The sequence below is a fragment of the Myxococcus eversor genome (assembly GCF_010894455.1).
Taxonomy (GTDB): domain Bacteria; phylum Myxococcota; class Myxococcia; order Myxococcales; family Myxococcaceae; genus Myxococcus; species Myxococcus eversor.
This window is the reverse complement of record NZ_JAAIXY010000018.1, coordinates 121,507-138,638: the sequence shown is the minus strand read 5'-3', so window position 1 is coordinate 138,638 and position 17,132 is coordinate 121,507. Positions and strand designations below refer to the sequence as shown.

At 71.3% G+C, this 17,132-nt stretch carries 8 protein-coding genes; 3 read left to right on the top strand and 5 right to left on the bottom strand.

Annotated elements, in window-relative coordinates; translation table 11 throughout:
* Window positions 1-176 precede the first annotated feature (176 nt).
* Both G4D83_RS31760 and G4D83_RS31755 read right to left on the bottom strand, forming a co-directional pair.
* Window positions 177-3,032, bottom strand: a complete 2,856-nt coding sequence (locus tag G4D83_RS31760) for an Ig-like domain-containing protein (protein WP_163868607.1) — start codon at window positions 3,030-3,032, stop codon at window positions 177-179.
* 393 nt (window positions 3,033-3,425) lie between these two features.
* Window positions 3,426-4,385, bottom strand: coding sequence for an ornithine cyclodeaminase family protein (locus G4D83_RS31755; RefSeq protein WP_163868606.1), 960 nt, complete (start codon window positions 4,383-4,385; stop codon window positions 3,426-3,428).
* 78 nt (window positions 4,386-4,463) lie between these two features.
* On the opposite strand from G4D83_RS31755, the gene G4D83_RS31750 reads away from it, so the two are divergent.
* Together G4D83_RS31750 and G4D83_RS31745 are read left to right on the top strand one after the other, a co-directional pair.
* On the top strand, window positions 4,464-5,414 hold the full coding sequence (locus tag G4D83_RS31750; protein ID WP_163868605.1) for a DUF1152 domain-containing protein: 951 nt from the start codon (window positions 4,464-4,466) through the stop codon (window positions 5,412-5,414).
* 106 nt (window positions 5,415-5,520) lie between these two features.
* On the top strand, window positions 5,521-9,090 hold the full coding sequence (locus G4D83_RS31745) for a serine/threonine-protein kinase (RefSeq protein ID WP_163868604.1): 3,570 nt from the start codon (window positions 5,521-5,523) through the stop codon (window positions 9,088-9,090).
* A 1-nt stretch (window position 9,091) separates the two neighbouring features.
* Here G4D83_RS31745 and G4D83_RS31740 read toward each other — a convergent pair whose 3' ends face one another.
* The 3 genes from G4D83_RS31740 to G4D83_RS31730 all read right to left on the bottom strand — a co-directional run bounded on the left by G4D83_RS31740 (window position 9,092) and on the right by G4D83_RS31730 (window position 11,831).
* Window positions 9,092-9,664, bottom strand: coding sequence for a hypothetical protein (locus G4D83_RS31740; RefSeq protein WP_163868603.1), 573 nt, complete (start codon window positions 9,662-9,664; stop codon window positions 9,092-9,094).
* A gap of 90 nt (window positions 9,665-9,754) precedes the next feature.
* On the bottom strand, window positions 9,755-11,374 hold the full coding sequence (locus tag G4D83_RS31735) for a sigma 54-interacting transcriptional regulator (protein WP_163868602.1): 1,620 nt from the start codon (window positions 11,372-11,374) through the stop codon (window positions 9,755-9,757).
* 64 nt (window positions 11,375-11,438) lie between these two features.
* On the bottom strand, window positions 11,439-11,831 hold the full coding sequence (locus G4D83_RS31730) for a hypothetical protein (RefSeq protein WP_163868601.1): 393 nt from the start codon (window positions 11,829-11,831) through the stop codon (window positions 11,439-11,441).
* Between the two features lie 345 nt (window positions 11,832-12,176).
* Between G4D83_RS31730 and G4D83_RS46980 the strand changes: the two genes are divergently transcribed.
* Window positions 12,177-17,129, top strand: coding sequence for a C39 family peptidase (locus tag G4D83_RS46980; RefSeq protein WP_163868600.1), 4,953 nt, complete (start codon window positions 12,177-12,179; stop codon window positions 17,127-17,129).
* Window positions 17,130-17,132 lie beyond the last annotated feature (3 nt).

The following is a 17,132-nucleotide window of genomic DNA, read 5'->3' as shown; positions in this document are numbered from 1 at the left end:
CTGCGCACCCAGGCGTCAGGGCTCCGCGCCCACGTGCTCGCCTGCCCATCACCCGCGGCCAGCCGCGTGTCCCCTTGTCTCCAGAGGCGCTCGGATTCTCTCGACCCGCACCGCGGACGCCCGTGCGCCCGGGATGACCTCCGTGTTTCGAGGCCACCCCGAGCGCGGGGGGAACATCAGTTGTCGACGAAGAAGTTGAAGCGCTGGACGGTGGAGTTACCCACGCCGTCGCTCATCCACACGTCGATGGTGTGCGCGCCGTCGAGCAGCTCCGTCGTATCGAGCTGCGCCGTCCAGTTGCCGTCGGGCTGGAGCGTGCCCTGGCGGATTCCGGACATGTCGCGGCTGAAGCCGATGTTGGACACCGGGCCGAAGTTGTCGGTGATGCGGGCGCGCAGGGTGATGGTGCCGCTGGCGGTGCTGCCCACGGTGGGCGCGAGCAGCGTGGCGACGGGCGCCTGCGTGTCGTAGTTCACCCGACGCGTGGTGGTGGTGGTCATCCCCGTCTCGCTCGTGGTGACGATGGAGAGGTTGTTGACGCCCGGGTTGAGCGTCAGCGTCGTCTGCACCGCGCCGCCTCCGCGGTTCACCGCGACGGGCGCGCCGCCGTTGATGCGCACCGTCGTCGCGGACAGCGACTGCACGTTGACGGTGTACGTGAGCTGGTTGTTCGTCAGCGGGCCGAAGAGCTGGTTGTCCGCCGGGTTGGTGCTCACCACGGGCGAGCCCGGGTCCACCCAGATGAACACCAGCTTCTCCGTCACGTTGAAGGCGCTGTCCGTGGCGCGGACCAGGATGACCTGGTCGCCGTAGTTCATGGGCACCGTGTGCTCCACCGTGCCGTTGCCGAACTCCAACAGCGACGTGGCCACCCACTGCGTCTCCACGCGCACCGGCGTCTGGTCCTGCACCGACGACGTCACCGTGACGTTGAGGCCGCTGAGCGCCGCGCCGCTGACGGGCGACTGGATGGTGAGGATGGGCGGCACGCGGTCCACCGTGAGGTTGACCTGCTTGGTGGTGACGCCACCGAAGCTGTCGCGCGCGGTGAGCTGGATGATGTTGGGGCCTTCCGTCAGGGTGATGGTGGTGTAGATGAGGCCACCGTTGCCGGGCGTCAGGGGGATGACGGTGGAGCCATTGATGGTGAAGGCCGCGTAGGTGATGACGGCGCCGGGCGCGCGCGGCGTGGCATAGCCCCAGATGTCCAGCGTCGTCTCGCGCGTGTAGGCCGGCGGGTTTCCGATGGTGACCGACGGCGTGTCATGAGGGAACGCGTCGATGATGACGGTGCGCGCGTCGGTGCTGCCCAGCAGGTTGACCTGCGGCGCCGTCCGCTCCACGCCCGAGTACACCGCGCGGAAGTCCTGCGAGCCCGTCACCGTCCACGTGTCCGTGGGCGGCACCCAGTTGAAGGTGAAGAGGCCGTCTCCATCCAGGTCCGCGTCCGCGCCCACCGGCACGCCCGCGACGTAGAAGGTGACGACGCCCTGGTTGGTGGGGCCGACGACGGGCACGTTGTTCACGTCACGCACGCGCGCGGACAACACGTTGCCCGTGCCGATGGTGATGTGCGCGTTGACGGCCGGCGCCTGGATGGTGGTGACGGTGGCCAGGCCCGTGACGGGCGGCAGCGGCGGAGTGTACGCGTTGACGCGCGCGGAGCCGGACACGCCCGGCGCGCCACCGGACGCGGCGACCAGGGTGAACTCAGACGTGAGCGCGGGAATCAGCCCCGGCGGCGCGGTGACGGTGACGGTGACGGTGCTGTCGCCACCCGCGGGGAGGAAGAGGCTGATGGGGTTGGGGGAGGACGCCCAGCCGGGCAGGCCGCCCGTGGTGCTCAGCGTATAGGTGTCCGCCTGGTAGCCGTGGTTCTTCACGTTGAAGGTGAAGGTGACCTGCTGTCCCTGCGGGGACGCGATGGCCAGCTCCTTGCGGGCCTCGCCCACCACGGTGACGTGCACGCTGAAGTCGCCGTAGCAGGACAGGCCCAGCGACGCGAAGGTGGTGGGGATGTCGAACGTCGCGGAGCCGGTGCGCCAGCTGCCGTCGGGGGACTGGCGCGTCTTCAGCCACTCGATGCTGCTGCGCACGCGCGGGTCCGTGGCGGGCTCGCGGCCGGCGAGGCACAGCGCGTAGATGGCGCTGCCGGTGGCCACGTCGTTGGCGGCGCCGTTGGGCAAGTCGCCCCAGCCCGGGTTGCCGGGCGAGGCGCGGGTGAGCAGCCGGTTGGCCAGGGTGTCGATGGCGGTGAGGTTCGCGTTGCCGGGGCCGGGGCCCGCGGCCTTCAGGCCCACCACGGCCCAGGCGACCTGGAAGGTGTACGGCATGCCGTTGCCGGTGGCGGACGTGTCGCCGTTGTCCAGGTTGGCCCGGATGTACGCGGCCGAGCGGTCCAGCGCGGCCTGGTACTGCGCGGCCCGCGCCGGGTCCACGCGCTGCTTCGCCTGGGCGATGCCCGTCATGATGCGCGCGGTGGTGGGCAGGCTGCCGTGGTCCACCGGGAAGCTGGCGTGGTCCGACGCCCACCGGCCGCTGGCCTCCTGCGTGGAGAGCGCCCAGTTGGCCGCGGCCACCAGCGTCGCGCTGTACTGCGTGGAGACGTTCTGGTCATACCCGGCCAGGCCGAACGTGGAGTACGACGTCTTCTCGTTGCGGAACGAGACGCCCTCGTGAATCCACGAGCCGTTGGCGAGCTGCTCGTTCTTGATGCGCTGGCCGAGGAACTCCAGGTTGAACTGGTTGGTCCGCCCGTTGGAGGCGACGGCGTTCATGTCGTAGCCGTTGGCGCGCGCCGCGGCGATGCCGAAAGTCGTGGCGCCCACGCGGTGACAGGCCGCGCAGCCGTTGGCGGTGACCCAGTTGGACACGTCCGCGCTCAGGAAGTTGATGGCGCGCTGGGTGGCCTGGGTGTTGGTCTGCGTCTGCGCCGACGCGGGCGCGGACAAGAAGGCGACGACGAGCGTCAGCAGGCCGATGAGGGCCGGCCGCCGCGCGGGACGCCGCGACGAGGTAGCAAGGGAAGACATGGAGCTCCGAAGAAGGTGGATGGCTGGCGCCAGTCGATTGGCGCCTTGCGCGACACCTTTCGGGGCTCTGGGACGTGGCGTGCCGCTATCAGAGCCGGAATCCCTCCCAGGTTTCCGGTCCGAACGGGCGTGTCCAAAGAGTGAGTGGCCCCCCCACAGGCAGCGCGTATTCGTGAAATACTCCACGAATGCTGAAACTGTCCAGTAGATGAAAATCGGACAGTCTCAGTGATAACGGGGTTTTGAGTGACCCCGGCCCTCCTTGAGAGAGCGGCGCACCCTCATGCGGTCTGGAAGGACCTGGAGGTCCGACTTCCTCGTCACGCGGGGTTCGGGGCGTCACGCACCCGCGTTGCAGGCGGCCTGGTCAGCGCTCGTATGCCGCGTGTCGCTTCAGCCGCCGACGATGTCGAGCGTCTGGCCGACGCCCCGGGTGCGCGCGACGTCGTAGAGGGCGCGGGCGAGGGCGACGTCCTGGAGCGCGAGGCCGGTGGAGTCGAAGACGGTGACTTCGTCTCCGGTGCGGCCGGGCTTCTTGCCGGCGATGACCTCTCCGAGGGTGCCGGCAATCTGCTCGGCGCTCAGCAGGCCATCGTGGAGGGGGACGTTGACCTCGCCGGAGTGGAGGGCCTGGTCGGTGTCGTCGATGAAGACGCGGCCCTCGGTGAGGATGCGCGCGTCCAGCTCCTGCTTGCCGGGAGCGTCCGCGCCCATGGCGTTGATGTGCGCGCCGGGCTTGAGCCACTCGCGCTTCACCACGGGGGTGCGCGAGGGCGTGGAGGTGCAGACGATGTCCGCGCCGGAGGCTTCCTGGAGGCTGACGACGCGGCCACCCTTCTCGGCCTGGAGGGCCTTGGCGGAGGCCTCGGAGACGTCGGCCAGGAGCAGCTCCAGCTCTCCGAAGATGGCGCGGTGCGCGTCGATGAGGACGCGGGCCTGCACGCCACAGCCGACGAGGCCGAGCGTCTTGGGCTTGGGCTTCGCGAGGAACTTGGACGCGACGCCGCCCGCGGCGCCAGTGCGCCAGGCGGTGAGCAGCGTGCCGTCGAGGATGGCGAGCGGGGACGCGGTGTCCGGGTCGCTGAGGATGTAGAGGGCGCGGACGGTGGGCAGGCCGTGCTTCTTGGGGTTCTGGGGATGGGCGTTGACCCACTTCACGCCCGCGGCGCCGTCGAGGAACGCCGGCATGGCGCGGAAGTCGCCGTCGTACTGCGGCAGGGAGAGGTACACCTTGGGAGGCATGAGCGACTCGCCAAGACCGTGGGCTCGGAAGGCCCGCTCGACGGCGTCCAGGCCGAGCTCGACGGTGTAGAGGCCGCGCAACTCTTTCGCGCTGAGGATGAGGGTGGACATGGCGGCGCTATATACCGGAGCGGCCGGGATGGCGCCGCAGGCACGGCGTCCGTGACGGCTCGGGAAAGGACGGCTCGCATGGACTTGTTCACTTCGCCCCTGATGGAGCGGCTCGCATCGGCTCGTCACATCCTCATCGCGGGCGGCGGAGGCGGCTTCGACGTGTTCAGCGGGCTGCCGCTGTACTTCCGGCTCCGTGAGTTGGGGAAGACGGTGACGTTGGCGAACCTGAGCTTCACGAACCTGGAGGCGCTGGAGTGCGAGCGGCCGGTGCCCGGCGTGTACCGGGTGGACGCGTCCACCGAGGCGCGGGCGTACTACTTCCCCGAGGGGTGGCTCGCGCGCTGGTTCGAGCGCAGGGGCGAGCAGGTGTCCGTCTACTGCTTCGACAAGACGGGGATGGCGCCGCTGCGCGAGGCGTATGCCGCGCTGCACGCGCACCTGGGGTTCGACGCGGTGGTGCTGGTGGACGGGGGCACGGACATCCTCATGCGCGGGGACGAGATAGGCCTGGGCACGCCGCAGGAGGACATCGCGAGCCTGGGCGCGGTGCATGCGCTGCCGGTGCGCGAGAAGCTGGTGGTGTGCCTGGGCTTCGGGGTGGACACGTACCATGGCGTCTGTCACGCGCACTTCCTGGAGGCGGTGGCGGCGCTGAGCAAGGAGGGCGCCTACCTGGGCGTCACCGCGCTGCTGGAGCCGATGCCCGAGGTGGCGCTGTTCAAGGAGGCCGTGGCGTACGTGTGCGAGCAGATGGCCAACGCGCCGAGCATCGTCTCGCTCTCCGTGGTGTCGGCGCTGGAAGGGGAGTATGGCGACGTGCATCGCACGGTGCGCACGCAGGGCAGCACGCTGTGGATCAACCCGCTGATGAGCATGTACTGGGCGTTCGATTTGACGGCCGTGGCGCGGCGCTGCCTGTACCTGGAAGCGCTGAAGGACACGCGAACGCCATGGGAGATGCACGCCATCATCGAGGCGTTCCGGGCCCCGTTGGCCATCCGGCCGTGGAAGGACATGCCGGTGTGACGGGGAGTGGGTTGTCTACCCGGGGTACCCTCCAGCCTGACAGGGGGCGCCGGCTTCGACGGAGGGAAGGGGCTCCGGTACGCTCACGCCGCTGAACGGAGGTGCCGTGAGCGAGCAAGAGGATGCCGAGCTGCGCCATGCGCTCGCGGAGGGGCTGATCTCCCGGGATGAAGCAGATGCCTTGCGCCTGGAGGCCGCGCGCGAGGGGCGCCGTCCCTTGGACCTGCTCAGGGAGCGGGGTCGTATCTCCGAGGACACCTATGCGTCGGCCCTCCGGTTGACGCGGACAGAGGTCGCGCCGGCGGGGCCTCCGACGGGAGGGCGGCCCACGACGGGGGAGCCCGAGGTGGCTCCCGTGACGGCCGGTCCGGACGCGCCGGCCTTTCCCCTGCCGGGTTGGGAGCGCTACACGCCCGTGCGCTTCCTGGGGCAGGGCGGCATGGGCCGCGTGTTCCTGGCGTGGGACCCGGGCCTGCGTCGCCACGTCGCGCTGAAGTTCGTGCGCGGCGACGAGCCGGAGTTGGTCCGTCGCTTCGTCTCGGAGGCTCGGGCCCAGGCGCGTGTCTCGCACCCGAGCGTCTGTGAAGTGTACGAAGTGGGCGAGGTCCAGGGCCGCGTCTACATCGCCATGCGGTACGTGGAAGGGCAGCCCCTGAATGCCCTCGTGGAGACGCTGTCCGTCGAACAGAAGGCCCGTGTGCTGCGTGAAGCGGCCGAGGGCGTCCACGCCGCGCACCGCGCGGGCCTCATCCATCGGGACATCAAACCCTCCAATATATTGGTGGAGCGTGCACTCGACGGAACGCTGACACCGTACGTGATGGACTTCGGGCTCGCGCGGGACTGGAAGGAAGGGGCCACCGCGACGGGGACGGTGCTCGGCACGCCGCACTACATGTCGCCCGAGCAGGCCCGGGGCGAGGTGGCCCGGCTGGACCGGCGCGCGGATGTGTACAGCCTGGGAGCCACGCTCTATGCGCTGCTGACGGGTACGCCTCCCATCCCCGGGGAGAACGGGTTGGAGGTGCTCGGACGCATCGCCACGGTGGAGCCCCGTCCTCCTCGCGCCCTGGACCGCGATATCCCCGTGGACCTGGAGGCCATCACCCTCAAGTGCCTGGAGAAGGAGCGCTCGGCGCGCTACGGCTCGGCGCGTGAGCTGGCGGAGGACCTGGACCGCTTCCTCGAGGGCGCGCCCGTGCTGGCTCGCACGGGGCCGGGCTACCGCGCGCGCAAGTGGTTGCGCAGACACCGGCGCTCCGTGGTGGTGGGCACGGGGGCGGTGTTCGTGGTGACGCTCGCGGTGGGGCAGGGCGTGCTCGCCCGTCGCGAAGTCTTCGAGCGCGAGGCCCTGGCCCGCCGCTTCACGGAGCAGGTGGAGCGCATCGAGGCCCAGGCCCGCTATTCGGGCACGTCGCCCGCGCATGACACGCGTCCTGACCGACAGGCGCTGCGCGCGCGGATGCACGAGCTGGAGGCGGCGATGCGGGACGCGGGCCCTCTGGCTCAAGGGCCGGGACACTATGCGCTGGGGCGCGGCTTCCTCGCGCTCGGTGAGGATGACCAGGCGCGAGTGCACCTGGAGGCCGCGTGGAAGGCGGGGGCCACGGAGCCTCGCGTGGCGTACTCGCTGGCGCTGGTGCTGGGGCATCTGTACCAGCGGGCGCGACTGGAGGCGGAGCGGGTGCGGGACGCGGGGACTCGCGAGGCCCGCTCGCGTGAGGCCGACTCGCGCTTCGGCACTCCGGCCCGTGAGTTCCTGCGTCGCAGCGAGGGCGCGGAGGTCCCCGCACCCGAGTACGTCGCGGCGCTGCTCGCCTTCTTCGAGAACAAGTCGGACGAGGCGCTGGCCAGGCTGGACGCGCTGGGCACGCGACTGCCCTGGTTCCACGAGGCGCCGCTGCTGCGCGGAGACATCCTGCTGACGAGAGGGGCGAGCCGATGGAACACGGGGAATCGGGAGGGCGCGCTCGCGGACTTCGAGGAGGGGCGACGGGCCTACGCGCGCGCGGCGGACATCGGCCGCAGCGTGCCCTCCGTTCATCGCGCGCTGGCGCACCTGGAGGGGTGGGCGCTCCTCGTGGCGCTGTATGGCCAGGGGGATGTGGCGGCGCACTACGCGAAGGGCGTGGAGGCGGTGTCCCGGGCGCTCGTGCTCGCGCCCGATGACGCGGAGGCGCATGAGCTGGAGGCGGGCTTTCATCGCCGGCTCGCCGAGCACCATGCTCGACACGGTGGCGAGGTGGAGCCGCTGTTGGACAAGGCGCTGACGTCGGCCCGGCGCGCGGTGGAGCTGGCGCCGGCCGGGCCGCGCGTGCTGCATGAGCTGGCCCTGGCCCACTGGCAGCGAGCGCGCTTCCGACAGGAGAAGGGGTTGGATCCTCGCGAGTCGCTGCGCGAGGCCACCGCCGCCTTCGAACGGATTGCTCCCGAGGCCCGCGACTACGACTTCCACGCGGACCTGGGACAGGTGTTCCGCGTGTGGGCGGACCACGAGGAGGGTGCCGGAGGCGACTCGTTGCCCTACCGGGAGAGGGCCATCGCCTCGTTCGAGCGGGCTGTCTCGCTGGATACACGCCGGACGGAGGCGTGGATCAACCTGGGCACCGAGTACCTGTCCCGGTCCTCCCATCCGCGCGCCGTGAATCCGGCGGACGACCTGGACAGGGCCGCGTCCTCGCTGGAGCGCGCGTCGTCCAGCAATCCCGACCATGTGGTGCCGTGGTTCTACCTGGGCGAGGTGCAGCTCGCGCGGGCCGCGAGGCTGCGGGACTCGGGGAAGGACGCGGAGCCGGCGTTGGAGCGGGCGCTGGAGGCCTACCGCAAGGGCGTGGCCATCAACCCGAAGCTGCCACCGCTGCACAACGGCCTGGGCACGGTGTGGTTCGAGCAGGCGAAGCTGCGCTGGGAGCGAGGCGGTGACGTGGAGCCGCTGCTTCGCGAGGCGCTCCAGGCGTTCGATGCCGCCATCTCACTGGCGCCGGCCCAGGGCTACGGACAGAACAACGTGGGCGAGGTCCACGCCTGGCGCGCGGGGACCCGCGTGTGGGAGGGGACGTCACCCGAGGCCGAGGTGAGCGCGGCGCGTCTCGCGTTGAAGGATGCACTGGCGCGGGTGCCAGACCTGCCGCAGCCCTGGATGAACCTGGGCACCGCGCTCCAGGTGGAGGCGGCGTGGAGGTTGGGGCAGGGGCGCCCACCGGGCCCGGAGTTGGCCGAGGCGACGAAGGCCCTGCGCCGCGCGCTGGAACTGAACCCGAAGCAGGCACAGGCGTGGCGCGTGCTGGGAGAGGCGCTGGCCACCGAGGCCTTGTCGAGGGCGCGACGAGGACGGGCGCGAGCGGAGGACTTCACGGAAGCGGAGAAGGCCTTCAGCAAGGCCATTGAACTGGAGCCCGCTCAGCCCGAGCACCGCGTTGCCTTCGGCCACTTCTGTCTGGAGCGCGGGCAGTGGCTTGGCCAGGAGGGTGGGAAGGTGCTGGAGCAAGGCGTGGTGCTCGCGGACGCGGCGCTGGTGGAGAGGCCCGGCTGGCCACGTGCACGGGCCCTGCGCGCGCGATTGGGGCTGGCGCGGGCAGGGCTCTCCAGCGGCGGAAAGGCGAGTCCGCGGAGGCGTCGTGAGGCGCTCGAAGAACTGGCTCGGGCGCTCGACGACAACTCCCATCTGGCTCGTTGACTCAGTGCGCGCCGTGGGGCTCGGGCACCTTGGTGACGACGTCGATGTTGCCTCGGATGGTCTGTTCATCCTGCACGTCACAGTCTGACTTCTTGCACCCCTGGGAACAGTCGTTGGTCTCGCTGTCGCAGAGGCTCAAGCAGTACTTGCCAGGAGGGAGCGAGGTGCCCTCCCAGTTGCCCTCGCTGGAGAGGCTCGTCCGCATGACGACGCCACCATCACCACTCGTGCTGACGTCGCGCAGGTCGACACAGAGGCCCTTGTCCATCAGCGAGCTGAGCACCAGTCCCTGTCCCGAGCACATCTTCCAGCCACCCTTGCCCGGCTTGGGGTTGAAACCCTTGCCCGCGGAGGTGGCCGTGACGGCGATGTCCAGGCAGTTCGTTCCTCCATCCGCCGGACACGCGTCGACCGCGCAGCCGTTCTTGCTCTTGGCTTGAATGCCCGGCGCGTCGAGCGCCATGGACGCTTGCCCCGCTTCCGTCGCGCTCACCGGCTCACGCGTCCGCGTCGCACACGCCACCCAACCCGCGACGAGCAACATCCCCACCACCACCTGGCTTCCGTTCCTCACGTTCACACCCTTCCATCGAAACAGTGTCGCCGTCTCCGCAGCACGCACCGTGCCACGCGCGCACGGCGCGCCTTGGAGCAGGGACGCGAATCACTCCGCGCGAGGCGTCAGGCCCAGCTCCTTCAAGCGCCGGCCCAGGGCCCTGCGAGAGACCTCGAGTCCTCGCGCCATCGCATCCAGGTCCCCCGCGTGTGCCTCGAAGGCGCGGGTGATTTCCTCCGCGCTCAAGTCCCCCGCGGTGCGCAGGTTCGGGCTCTTGTCGATGAGGTCGTAGAGCGATGGCCGGGGAATCCCCAGCGCCTCGGCGGTGGCCTTCAAGTCCCACGCATGCTCACGCAGCGCGCCCAGCAGCTCCTGCTCCGTCACCTGGGATGCCTTGCGGCGCGGGGCAGGGGGCTCGACAGCGCGCGGCCCGTCGCTGGAGGGTGGGATTGCGGCACCGGGCGCGACTCCGGCGGCGAGCTCCAGCTCCTGCTCCAGTCGCGGCTCCGCCTGGAGACTCGGCTGTCCCCGGCTGCCGATGACGAGCTGCCGGGCGAGGTTGCGAAGCTGGCGGATGTTCCCAGGCCACGGGAAGCGCACCAGTCGCGTCGCGAGCGGCGCGGGCAACCACGGCTCCGCGTACGCGTCGTCGTTGTCCAGCCGGTGCGCCTCGCCCAGCGCCGTCAGCTCCTCGCGGGCGAAGTGGAAGAAGAGGCGCCCCAGGTCCTCGCGCCGCTCCCGCAGCGGGGGCACGTGGAGGTCATAGCCCGCGAGCCGATGCAGCAGCGGGGCCTTGAATCTCCCGTCGCGAATGCGCGCGTCCAGGTCCGCGTCCGTCGCGGCGAGCAGGCGCACGTCCACTGCGATGGGCGTGGTGCCTCCGACGGGGAACAGCTCGCCCGTCTCCAGCACGCGCAGCAGCAGCACCTGCACCTCGGGCGGCGCCTCGCCCACTTCGTCCAGGAAGAGCGTGCCTCCGTGCGCGGCGCGGAAGAAGCCATCGCGGCTCTGCGTCGCTCCCGTGTATGCGCCCTTCTGCGTCCCGAACAACTCGGCGGCGGCCAGTTCCTTGGGAATGGCGCCCAGGTTGATGCTGAGGAAGCGGCCCTCGCGTCGACGACTCCGCTGATGGATGGCCTGGGCCACGTGCTCCTTGCCCGTGCCCGTCTCGCCCCGGATGAGCACCGGCACGTCCAGGTCCGCCACGCGCTCGATGTGTCGGCGCAGGCGGCGCACGCCCGTGCTCTCGCCCACCATGCCGAGCGCATCCGGCGCGGGCGCCTCATCGCCCGGCTCCATGAGGTGCAGCAGCAGCACCACGCGCCCGCCCAACTCCAGCGGGACGCCCGTGGTCAGCTCCTCCTCGGACAGCTCCCACGTCCCTTCCAGCACCGAGCCCGCGAGCGCCACCCGCGTGCCCCCGTCGGGGCTCGTCAGCCGTACGCTCCCGGGCCTCCCACCGGGAGAGAGCACCAGCGGCTTGCGGCTGATGAACGGGTCATTCAGCGGCTGTCCCAACGCGAAGCCGGGGCGCGTGAAGTCCGGCCCGTTGCGAGACAGGGACACCTCGCGGCCCGTGGTGAGAGCGTCGAGGCGCAGTCGCTCGCCGACGCGCCGGGGCACCGGATGGGAGATGACGGTGAGGGCCGGCGCGAGGCGAAGCCCCTGTGGGCCACCGCCACGCTCCGGCACGGCGGCGGTGGACACATCGGCGAGCGTGGGGGACATGATGAGCCTGGGTCTCATGCCAGTCTGGCAGGGCCGCCATCAATCCCCCACGCACACGGAGTGCTCAGCCGCTGATGAACCAGGAGGCGGAGATGTTCCAGCCGCTCATCGAGCCGCTCTCCTGCGCGCTCAGCCCCGGGCTCGTCTGCCAGTTGATGTGATTGGCGCCCACGGAGGGAATGGTCCAGGTGAGCGTGAAGGTCGCGTTGTTCACCGCGCTCGCCTTGTACGTGACGTTGCCAGCGGCGGGATTGCTGAAGTCGCCAGGGCTGCAGAACTGCCCGGACTGACCGGCGGAGATGATGTTCGGGGGCGGGATGGACCACTGCTCGTTGGTGTTCGAGTTCACGAGCACGAGGTCGCCCTGCGTCTGATTGACGAGGGTGGCGGCGAGGCTCTCCGTCGAATCGGGAGACGCCTTGGGCTGGGCCGGCTTGTCGATGGTCACTTCGGGCATGACTTGCTCCTGGATGAAGAGGGCGTCGTCACGGTGCGGAAGGCGCCGTGAGGCTGCTTGCCCCCTGTGCCCTCCCTCAGTGCAGCGCGCGTGCCGGGCACTTCGAGGCTGCTCTCCCAGGGAATTCCCAAAGGATGAGGCCTCCGACACGGTTTTCGACATGTCGGCGCAGGCCCGCCGACACGCCGGACGGGGCTAGGATGTCGAGTGCGTCGGGAGGGCTGAGCGGTCGCTGTCAGGCGGTCCTCCTCGTGGCGTCCTCAACCGCCGATGCGCCCTGATCCGACACCGTCCTCCGTGCTCTCCCCAGCCCCGTTGCTCCTCTCGAATCAACCCGTCGGATGCGTGACGCCCGAGCTGTACGCCCAGGTGCGGAGCCTCTACGACCAGGGCCTCTACCTCCAGGCGTACCGGTTGACCGAAGCGGGCGTGCCCCTGGAGCGGTGGACCGGGGCCCGGGCGCGGGTACTGGCGGGGCGCCTGTTGCATCAGCTCGGCGCCTCGCGCGCGGCCTGGCTCCAGTGGACGCGGGCCTTCCGTGAGTCACCTCGTGACGCGGAGGCCCGCTACTACTTTTCGGAGCTGCTCCAGCGCCGCAGGGGTCCGCTGGCCGTGCTGGACTTCCTCGAGGGCCCGGTGGACCTGGAGGCCGCGTCGCTGGAGCAGCGCTCGGACCTGCTGCTCGCGCGCGCCGAGGCGCTCGTCGTGCTGCGCGACTTCGAGGACGCGGAGCGCTGGATGAACGAAGCGCTCACCCTGGTTCCCGAGCATCCCTGGGTGCACGTGGTCCGCGCGTCGCTGCTGGAGGAGCAGGACCGGCGCGAAGAGGCGCTCGACTCGGCGAAGCACGCGCTCGCTCTTCACCCCTTCTATCGCCCGGCCGTGCACACGGCGGCGAGCCTGCTCACGCACCTGGGACAGGACGCGGAGGCGCTGGAGTTGCTGTCCACCGCGTCGGCGCGACTGGAGTGCTCGGCGGTGTCGGGACAGCTCGCGCGGCTTCAAGAAGAGCTGGGCCTGTATGACGACGCGTGGGCGAGCTGGGAGCGGACGCTGCTGCTGGCGCCGAGGCTGGAGTCGAAGAACTTCGGCCTGCTGATGGCGATGTGCTCCGACACGATGTACCTGCGCGGAGACGTGGCGCGGGCCATCGAGCTGTCCCAGTTGAGCGGCTCGCCCTTCCACCAGCAGGTGGCGGCGCGGATGGAGGCGAACGCGGAGGGCCGTAAGCGGTTGTTGCCCGTGCGCTTCGTGCGGCAGCACCACAAGACGTGCGCGCCCGCGACGCTGGCCTCGGTGGCGGCGCTGTGGGACGTGCCGGTGGAGCACCTGCAGGTGGCGGAGTCCATCTGCTACGACGGGACGCCCGCGTACCAGGAGCGGCACTGGGCGGCGACCACGGGGTGGCACGTGCGCGAGTTCCGCGTCACCTGGGACAGCGCCCGCGCGCTGTTGGACCAGGGCATCGCCTTCACGCTCACCACGCAGGAGCCGGGCAGCAGCCACTTGCAGGCGGTGGTGGGCTACGACGAGCGCCGGGGCACGCTGCTGGTGAGGGACCCGTCCACGCGCCACCTCGTCGAGTTCGACACGGAGAAGGCGCTGGCGCACTTCGCCTCCTGTGGCCCGCGCGGCATGGCGCTGGTGCCCATGGCGCAGGCCGCGCGGCTGGACGCGGTGGAGCTGCCCGAGGCCTCGCTGTACGACGCGCTCCACCGGGTGGACGCGGCGCTGGTGGCCAATGACCGGGTGGCGGCGAAGGGCGCGCTGGAGTCGATGGAGCGCGACGCGCCCGGCCACCGGCTGACGTGGCAGGCGACGCGCGCGCTCGCGACCTACGACGACAGCACTCCGGACGCGCTGGCGGCGCTGAGCGGGCTGCGCGAGGCGTACCCCGACAACGTCAACTACCTGATGTCGTGGCTGGGTTGCCTGAACGAGCTGGGGCGCCGCGACGAGCTGCTCCCCGTGCTGCGCGAGCGTGCCCGGGACAAGAAGGCGCATCCGCTGCTGTGGCACGCGCTGGCGGCCGAGTCGATGACGGACGCGCGCGAGGAGGCCGAGGCGGAGCGACTGCTGGCGCGCACCCTGCGCGTGCACCCCACCTTCGCGCCCGCGTATCGCTCGCTGGCGCGGTTGCGGGACTCGCAGCTTCGCCGCGATGAGGCGCTGCGCCTGTACCGCGCGGCGGCGTGCCTGGAGAAGCTGAGCGAGGGCCATGCCTGGAGCTACTTCGAGGCGGCCCAGGCGCGCGGCGAGACGGCGCGCGCGCTGGCCTTCGTGAAGGACCGCTTCGAGCGCTTCGGGGCGCTCAACGGGGGGCCCGCGCGCACGCTGTGCCGCGCGCTGGAGTCGCTGAGCCGGCCCGAGGACGCGCACGCCGTGCTGGAGCAGGCGTGCGCGCTGCGGCCCGAGGATGGGGAGCTGTCCCTCTTCGCCGCGGAGCTGTCCGCGCGAGTCGGTGACGCGGAGGCGGCGTCGCGCCACCTGCGTTCAGCCGAGGGCCGGGTGCGGGACGTGGACTGGCAGCGCGCCGCGGCGACCCTGGCATCCCAGCGGGGTGAGCTGGCGGAGTCGCTTGCGCACTGGGAGCAGGTGCTCGCCCGGGAGCCGCTGCCCGCGGATGCGCATCGGGAGCGGGTGCGGTTGCTCACGGATTTGGGCCGTGCTCCGGAGGCGAAGGCGCACCTGGATGCGACGTGCGAGCGCTATCCGAGGCACGCGGGCCTGTTGCAGCTGCGAGTCATGTGGACGCGGGAGCACGAGCCGTCGGCGGTCTTCGACGCACTGGAGTCCTTCCTCGCCGTGCACCCGGAGGATGCGTGGGCGCGGCGTGAGCGCGCGGGCCTGTTGTCGGAGCAGGGCCGTCGCGAGGAGGCGCTGGAGGAGCTGGCGCGCGCGGAGGTGCTGGAGCCTCGCAACCCGGGGCTGCACTACAGCCGGGGACAGATTCTGGAGGCGTGTGGCCGCAACGCGGAGGCGGACGTCGCCTACCGCGAGTCGCTGCGGCTCCAGCCCTCGCGGCTGGGGATGCGCGCGCTGATGGGACTGGCGACGACGCCCGAGGAGCGGCGGGCCTCGCTGACCTTCATGCGCGACGCGCTGGAGGGCATGGCCCAGCTCGATGACACGGTGCTGGCCTTCGAGCAGGTGTCGCGCGACGAGTTGTCGCTGGAGGAGCAGGGCGCATGTCTGGAGGCCCTGCTCCAGCGGCACCCCGACTGCTGGGAGGCGTGGGTGGCGCGGCTGCGTCACCTGCTCCGCGCGCGGGAGCTGGATACCGCGGCACGCGTGGCGGAGCAGGCCACCACGCGCTTCTCGCTGCTGTCTCCAGTGTGGCTGGAGCGCGCGCTGGTGCACCGGGCGCGCGAGGACGCGGCCGGAGAGCGCGAGGCGTTGGAGGCGGCGTGTCGGCACTCGCCGGGCTGGACGCGGCCCGCGTGCGAGCTGTCGGAGCTGCTGGAGCGCATGGGCGAGCCGCTGCGGGCGCGCGAGGTGCTGGAGCGGGTGGGCCGCGAGAATCCGCGCGACGGCGTGACTCGGGGCTACCTGGCGGACCTGCTGTGGCGCTCGGAGGAGCACGACCTGGCGCTGGAGCGGCTCTTCGAGGCGCTGCGGTTGGACCCCTCCTACGGATGGGGTTGGGCGCGGTTGCAGGAGTGGGCGGAGGAGCGGGAGCGCAAGGCGGACGCGGTGGCCTTCGCGCGGGAAATCTGCGCGCGGCCAATGCCGGAGGAACTCGCGAGACTGGCGCTCGCGGAGCTGCTGGAGGCGGAGGGTGAAGCCTCGCGCGAGGAGCGGCTGGCGCTGCTGGATGGGGCGCTGGAGTCCTCGCCTCGCATGGATGACGCGCATGACGCCCGGGCGCGGACGCTGGTGGAGGCGGGGCGCTTCGACGAGGCGCTGGCGGCCTGTGCTCCCGCGGCCTACGGCGGCGCGCTCCCCCTGGCGCTGCGGGGCCGGGCCGCGTGGGTGCTCTTCGAGAAGGGCGCGCAGCGCGACGCGGTGCAGGCGATGGAGGCGTTGCTCCAGGAGGAGCCCCTCTACGGCTGGGGCTGGCAGACGCTGGGCGAGTGGGCGGAGTCGCTCCGGGACGACGTGCTCCTCCGGCGGGCCCGTGAGGCCCTGGTGAAGTTGAGCCCTGATTCACCCGTGGCGCACGTGCAGTGGGCGGAGGTGCTCGCGGAGGCGGGAGAGGTGGAGGGCGCCATCGTCGGGTGGAGGCGCGCGCTGGAGCTGGCGCCAGATTACGCCTACGCGGCGACGCACCTCTTCGACGCGCTGCTGGGCAAAGGCCGGCTGGACGAGGCGGCCCAGGCACTGGACGCGGCGCGCGGCCATGCGCCGGAGGTGCTCTTGGAGGTGCGCGCGGTGCAACTGGCCTGCGCCCGGAACGACGCGGCGGCGGCCCGGCGGCACGTGGAGCTGACGTTGGCGTCGCTGGGCAGCAGCACCTGGTCACTGGAGCGCTGCGTGGAGGCCATGCGCTCGCGGGGTTGGAACTCGGTGATGGAGCGCGCGGTGGACGCGGCGCTGGCGACGCAGGGAGTCGATGCATCGGAGACGTTGGCGCGAGCCTGGGCGCTCCAGCACGCCGAGCGGACATGGACGTGGCGGGCGTGGGGCCGGCTGCGCGCGCTGGCTTCCGGGAGCGCCGCGGGTGTCGAGGCCCTGGGCGTGTACGTGGAGCGGATGGGCGAGCTGGGGCGCACCGTCCTGCTGGCGCTGTTCCTCTTCTTGTACCCGGGCCTGCTGCGCGCGCATGCGCGGACCTGGGGCGCCATGGGTTATGCGCTGATGAAGCAGCAGCGCCGGGCACGGGCGTGGCGTTGGCTGCGTGACTGGCGGGAGCGGCCCACCGGGGAGCTGCGCGCCTGGATGATGTTGAACGTGCTCGTGTGCGGCTACGCGCGGGGGCACCGCGAGGAGGCCGAGGCGGCCCTGTCCCTGGGGCTGACGCTGTCGGAAGAGAAAGAGAGCGTCCTGGCCGGGGACCTGCGGGTGTGGCGAGCCTTCCTCACCGCGCTTCGGGACGACGGGGATGCACTCAGCACTGCGCTGCTGGAGGTGAAGCACTCTCCGGAGGACGGCCTGCTGAAGCTCGTCCTGGGCCTCGCCAGGACGGTGCACGCGGCGCGGACGTCGGGTGCTCGGGCCGCGAGGGAAGCGCTGCGCACGGCGGAGCAGTGCATGCCGGGCTTCCAGACGCATCCGGTGGCGCGCAGGGCGCATCGCGACGCGGTGGCCCGGGTGCGCACCGTCGTGGGCTGGCGCGCGTGGCTGCGCTCCACCTTCTGACCG

Bases quoted from the DNA above. Each gene is read 5' to 3' on its own strand.
- G4D83_RS31760 (WP_163868607.1), bottom strand. From the start codon at position 3,032: ATGTCTTCCCTTGCTACCTCGTCGCGGCGTCCCGCGCGGCGGCCGGCC.
- G4D83_RS31755 (WP_163868606.1), bottom strand. From the start codon at position 4,385: ATGTCCACCCTCATCCTCAGCGCGAAAGAGTTGCGCGGCCTCTACACC.
- G4D83_RS31750 (WP_163868605.1), top strand. From the start codon at position 4,464: ATGGACTTGTTCACTTCGCCCCTGATGGAGCGGCTCGCATCGGCTCGT.
- G4D83_RS31735 (WP_163868602.1), bottom strand. From the start codon at position 11,374: ATGTCCCCCACGCTCGCCGATGTGTCCACCGCCGCCGTGCCGGAGCGT.
- G4D83_RS31730 (WP_163868601.1), bottom strand. From the start codon at position 11,831: ATGCCCGAAGTGACCATCGACAAGCCGGCCCAGCCCAAGGCGTCTCCC.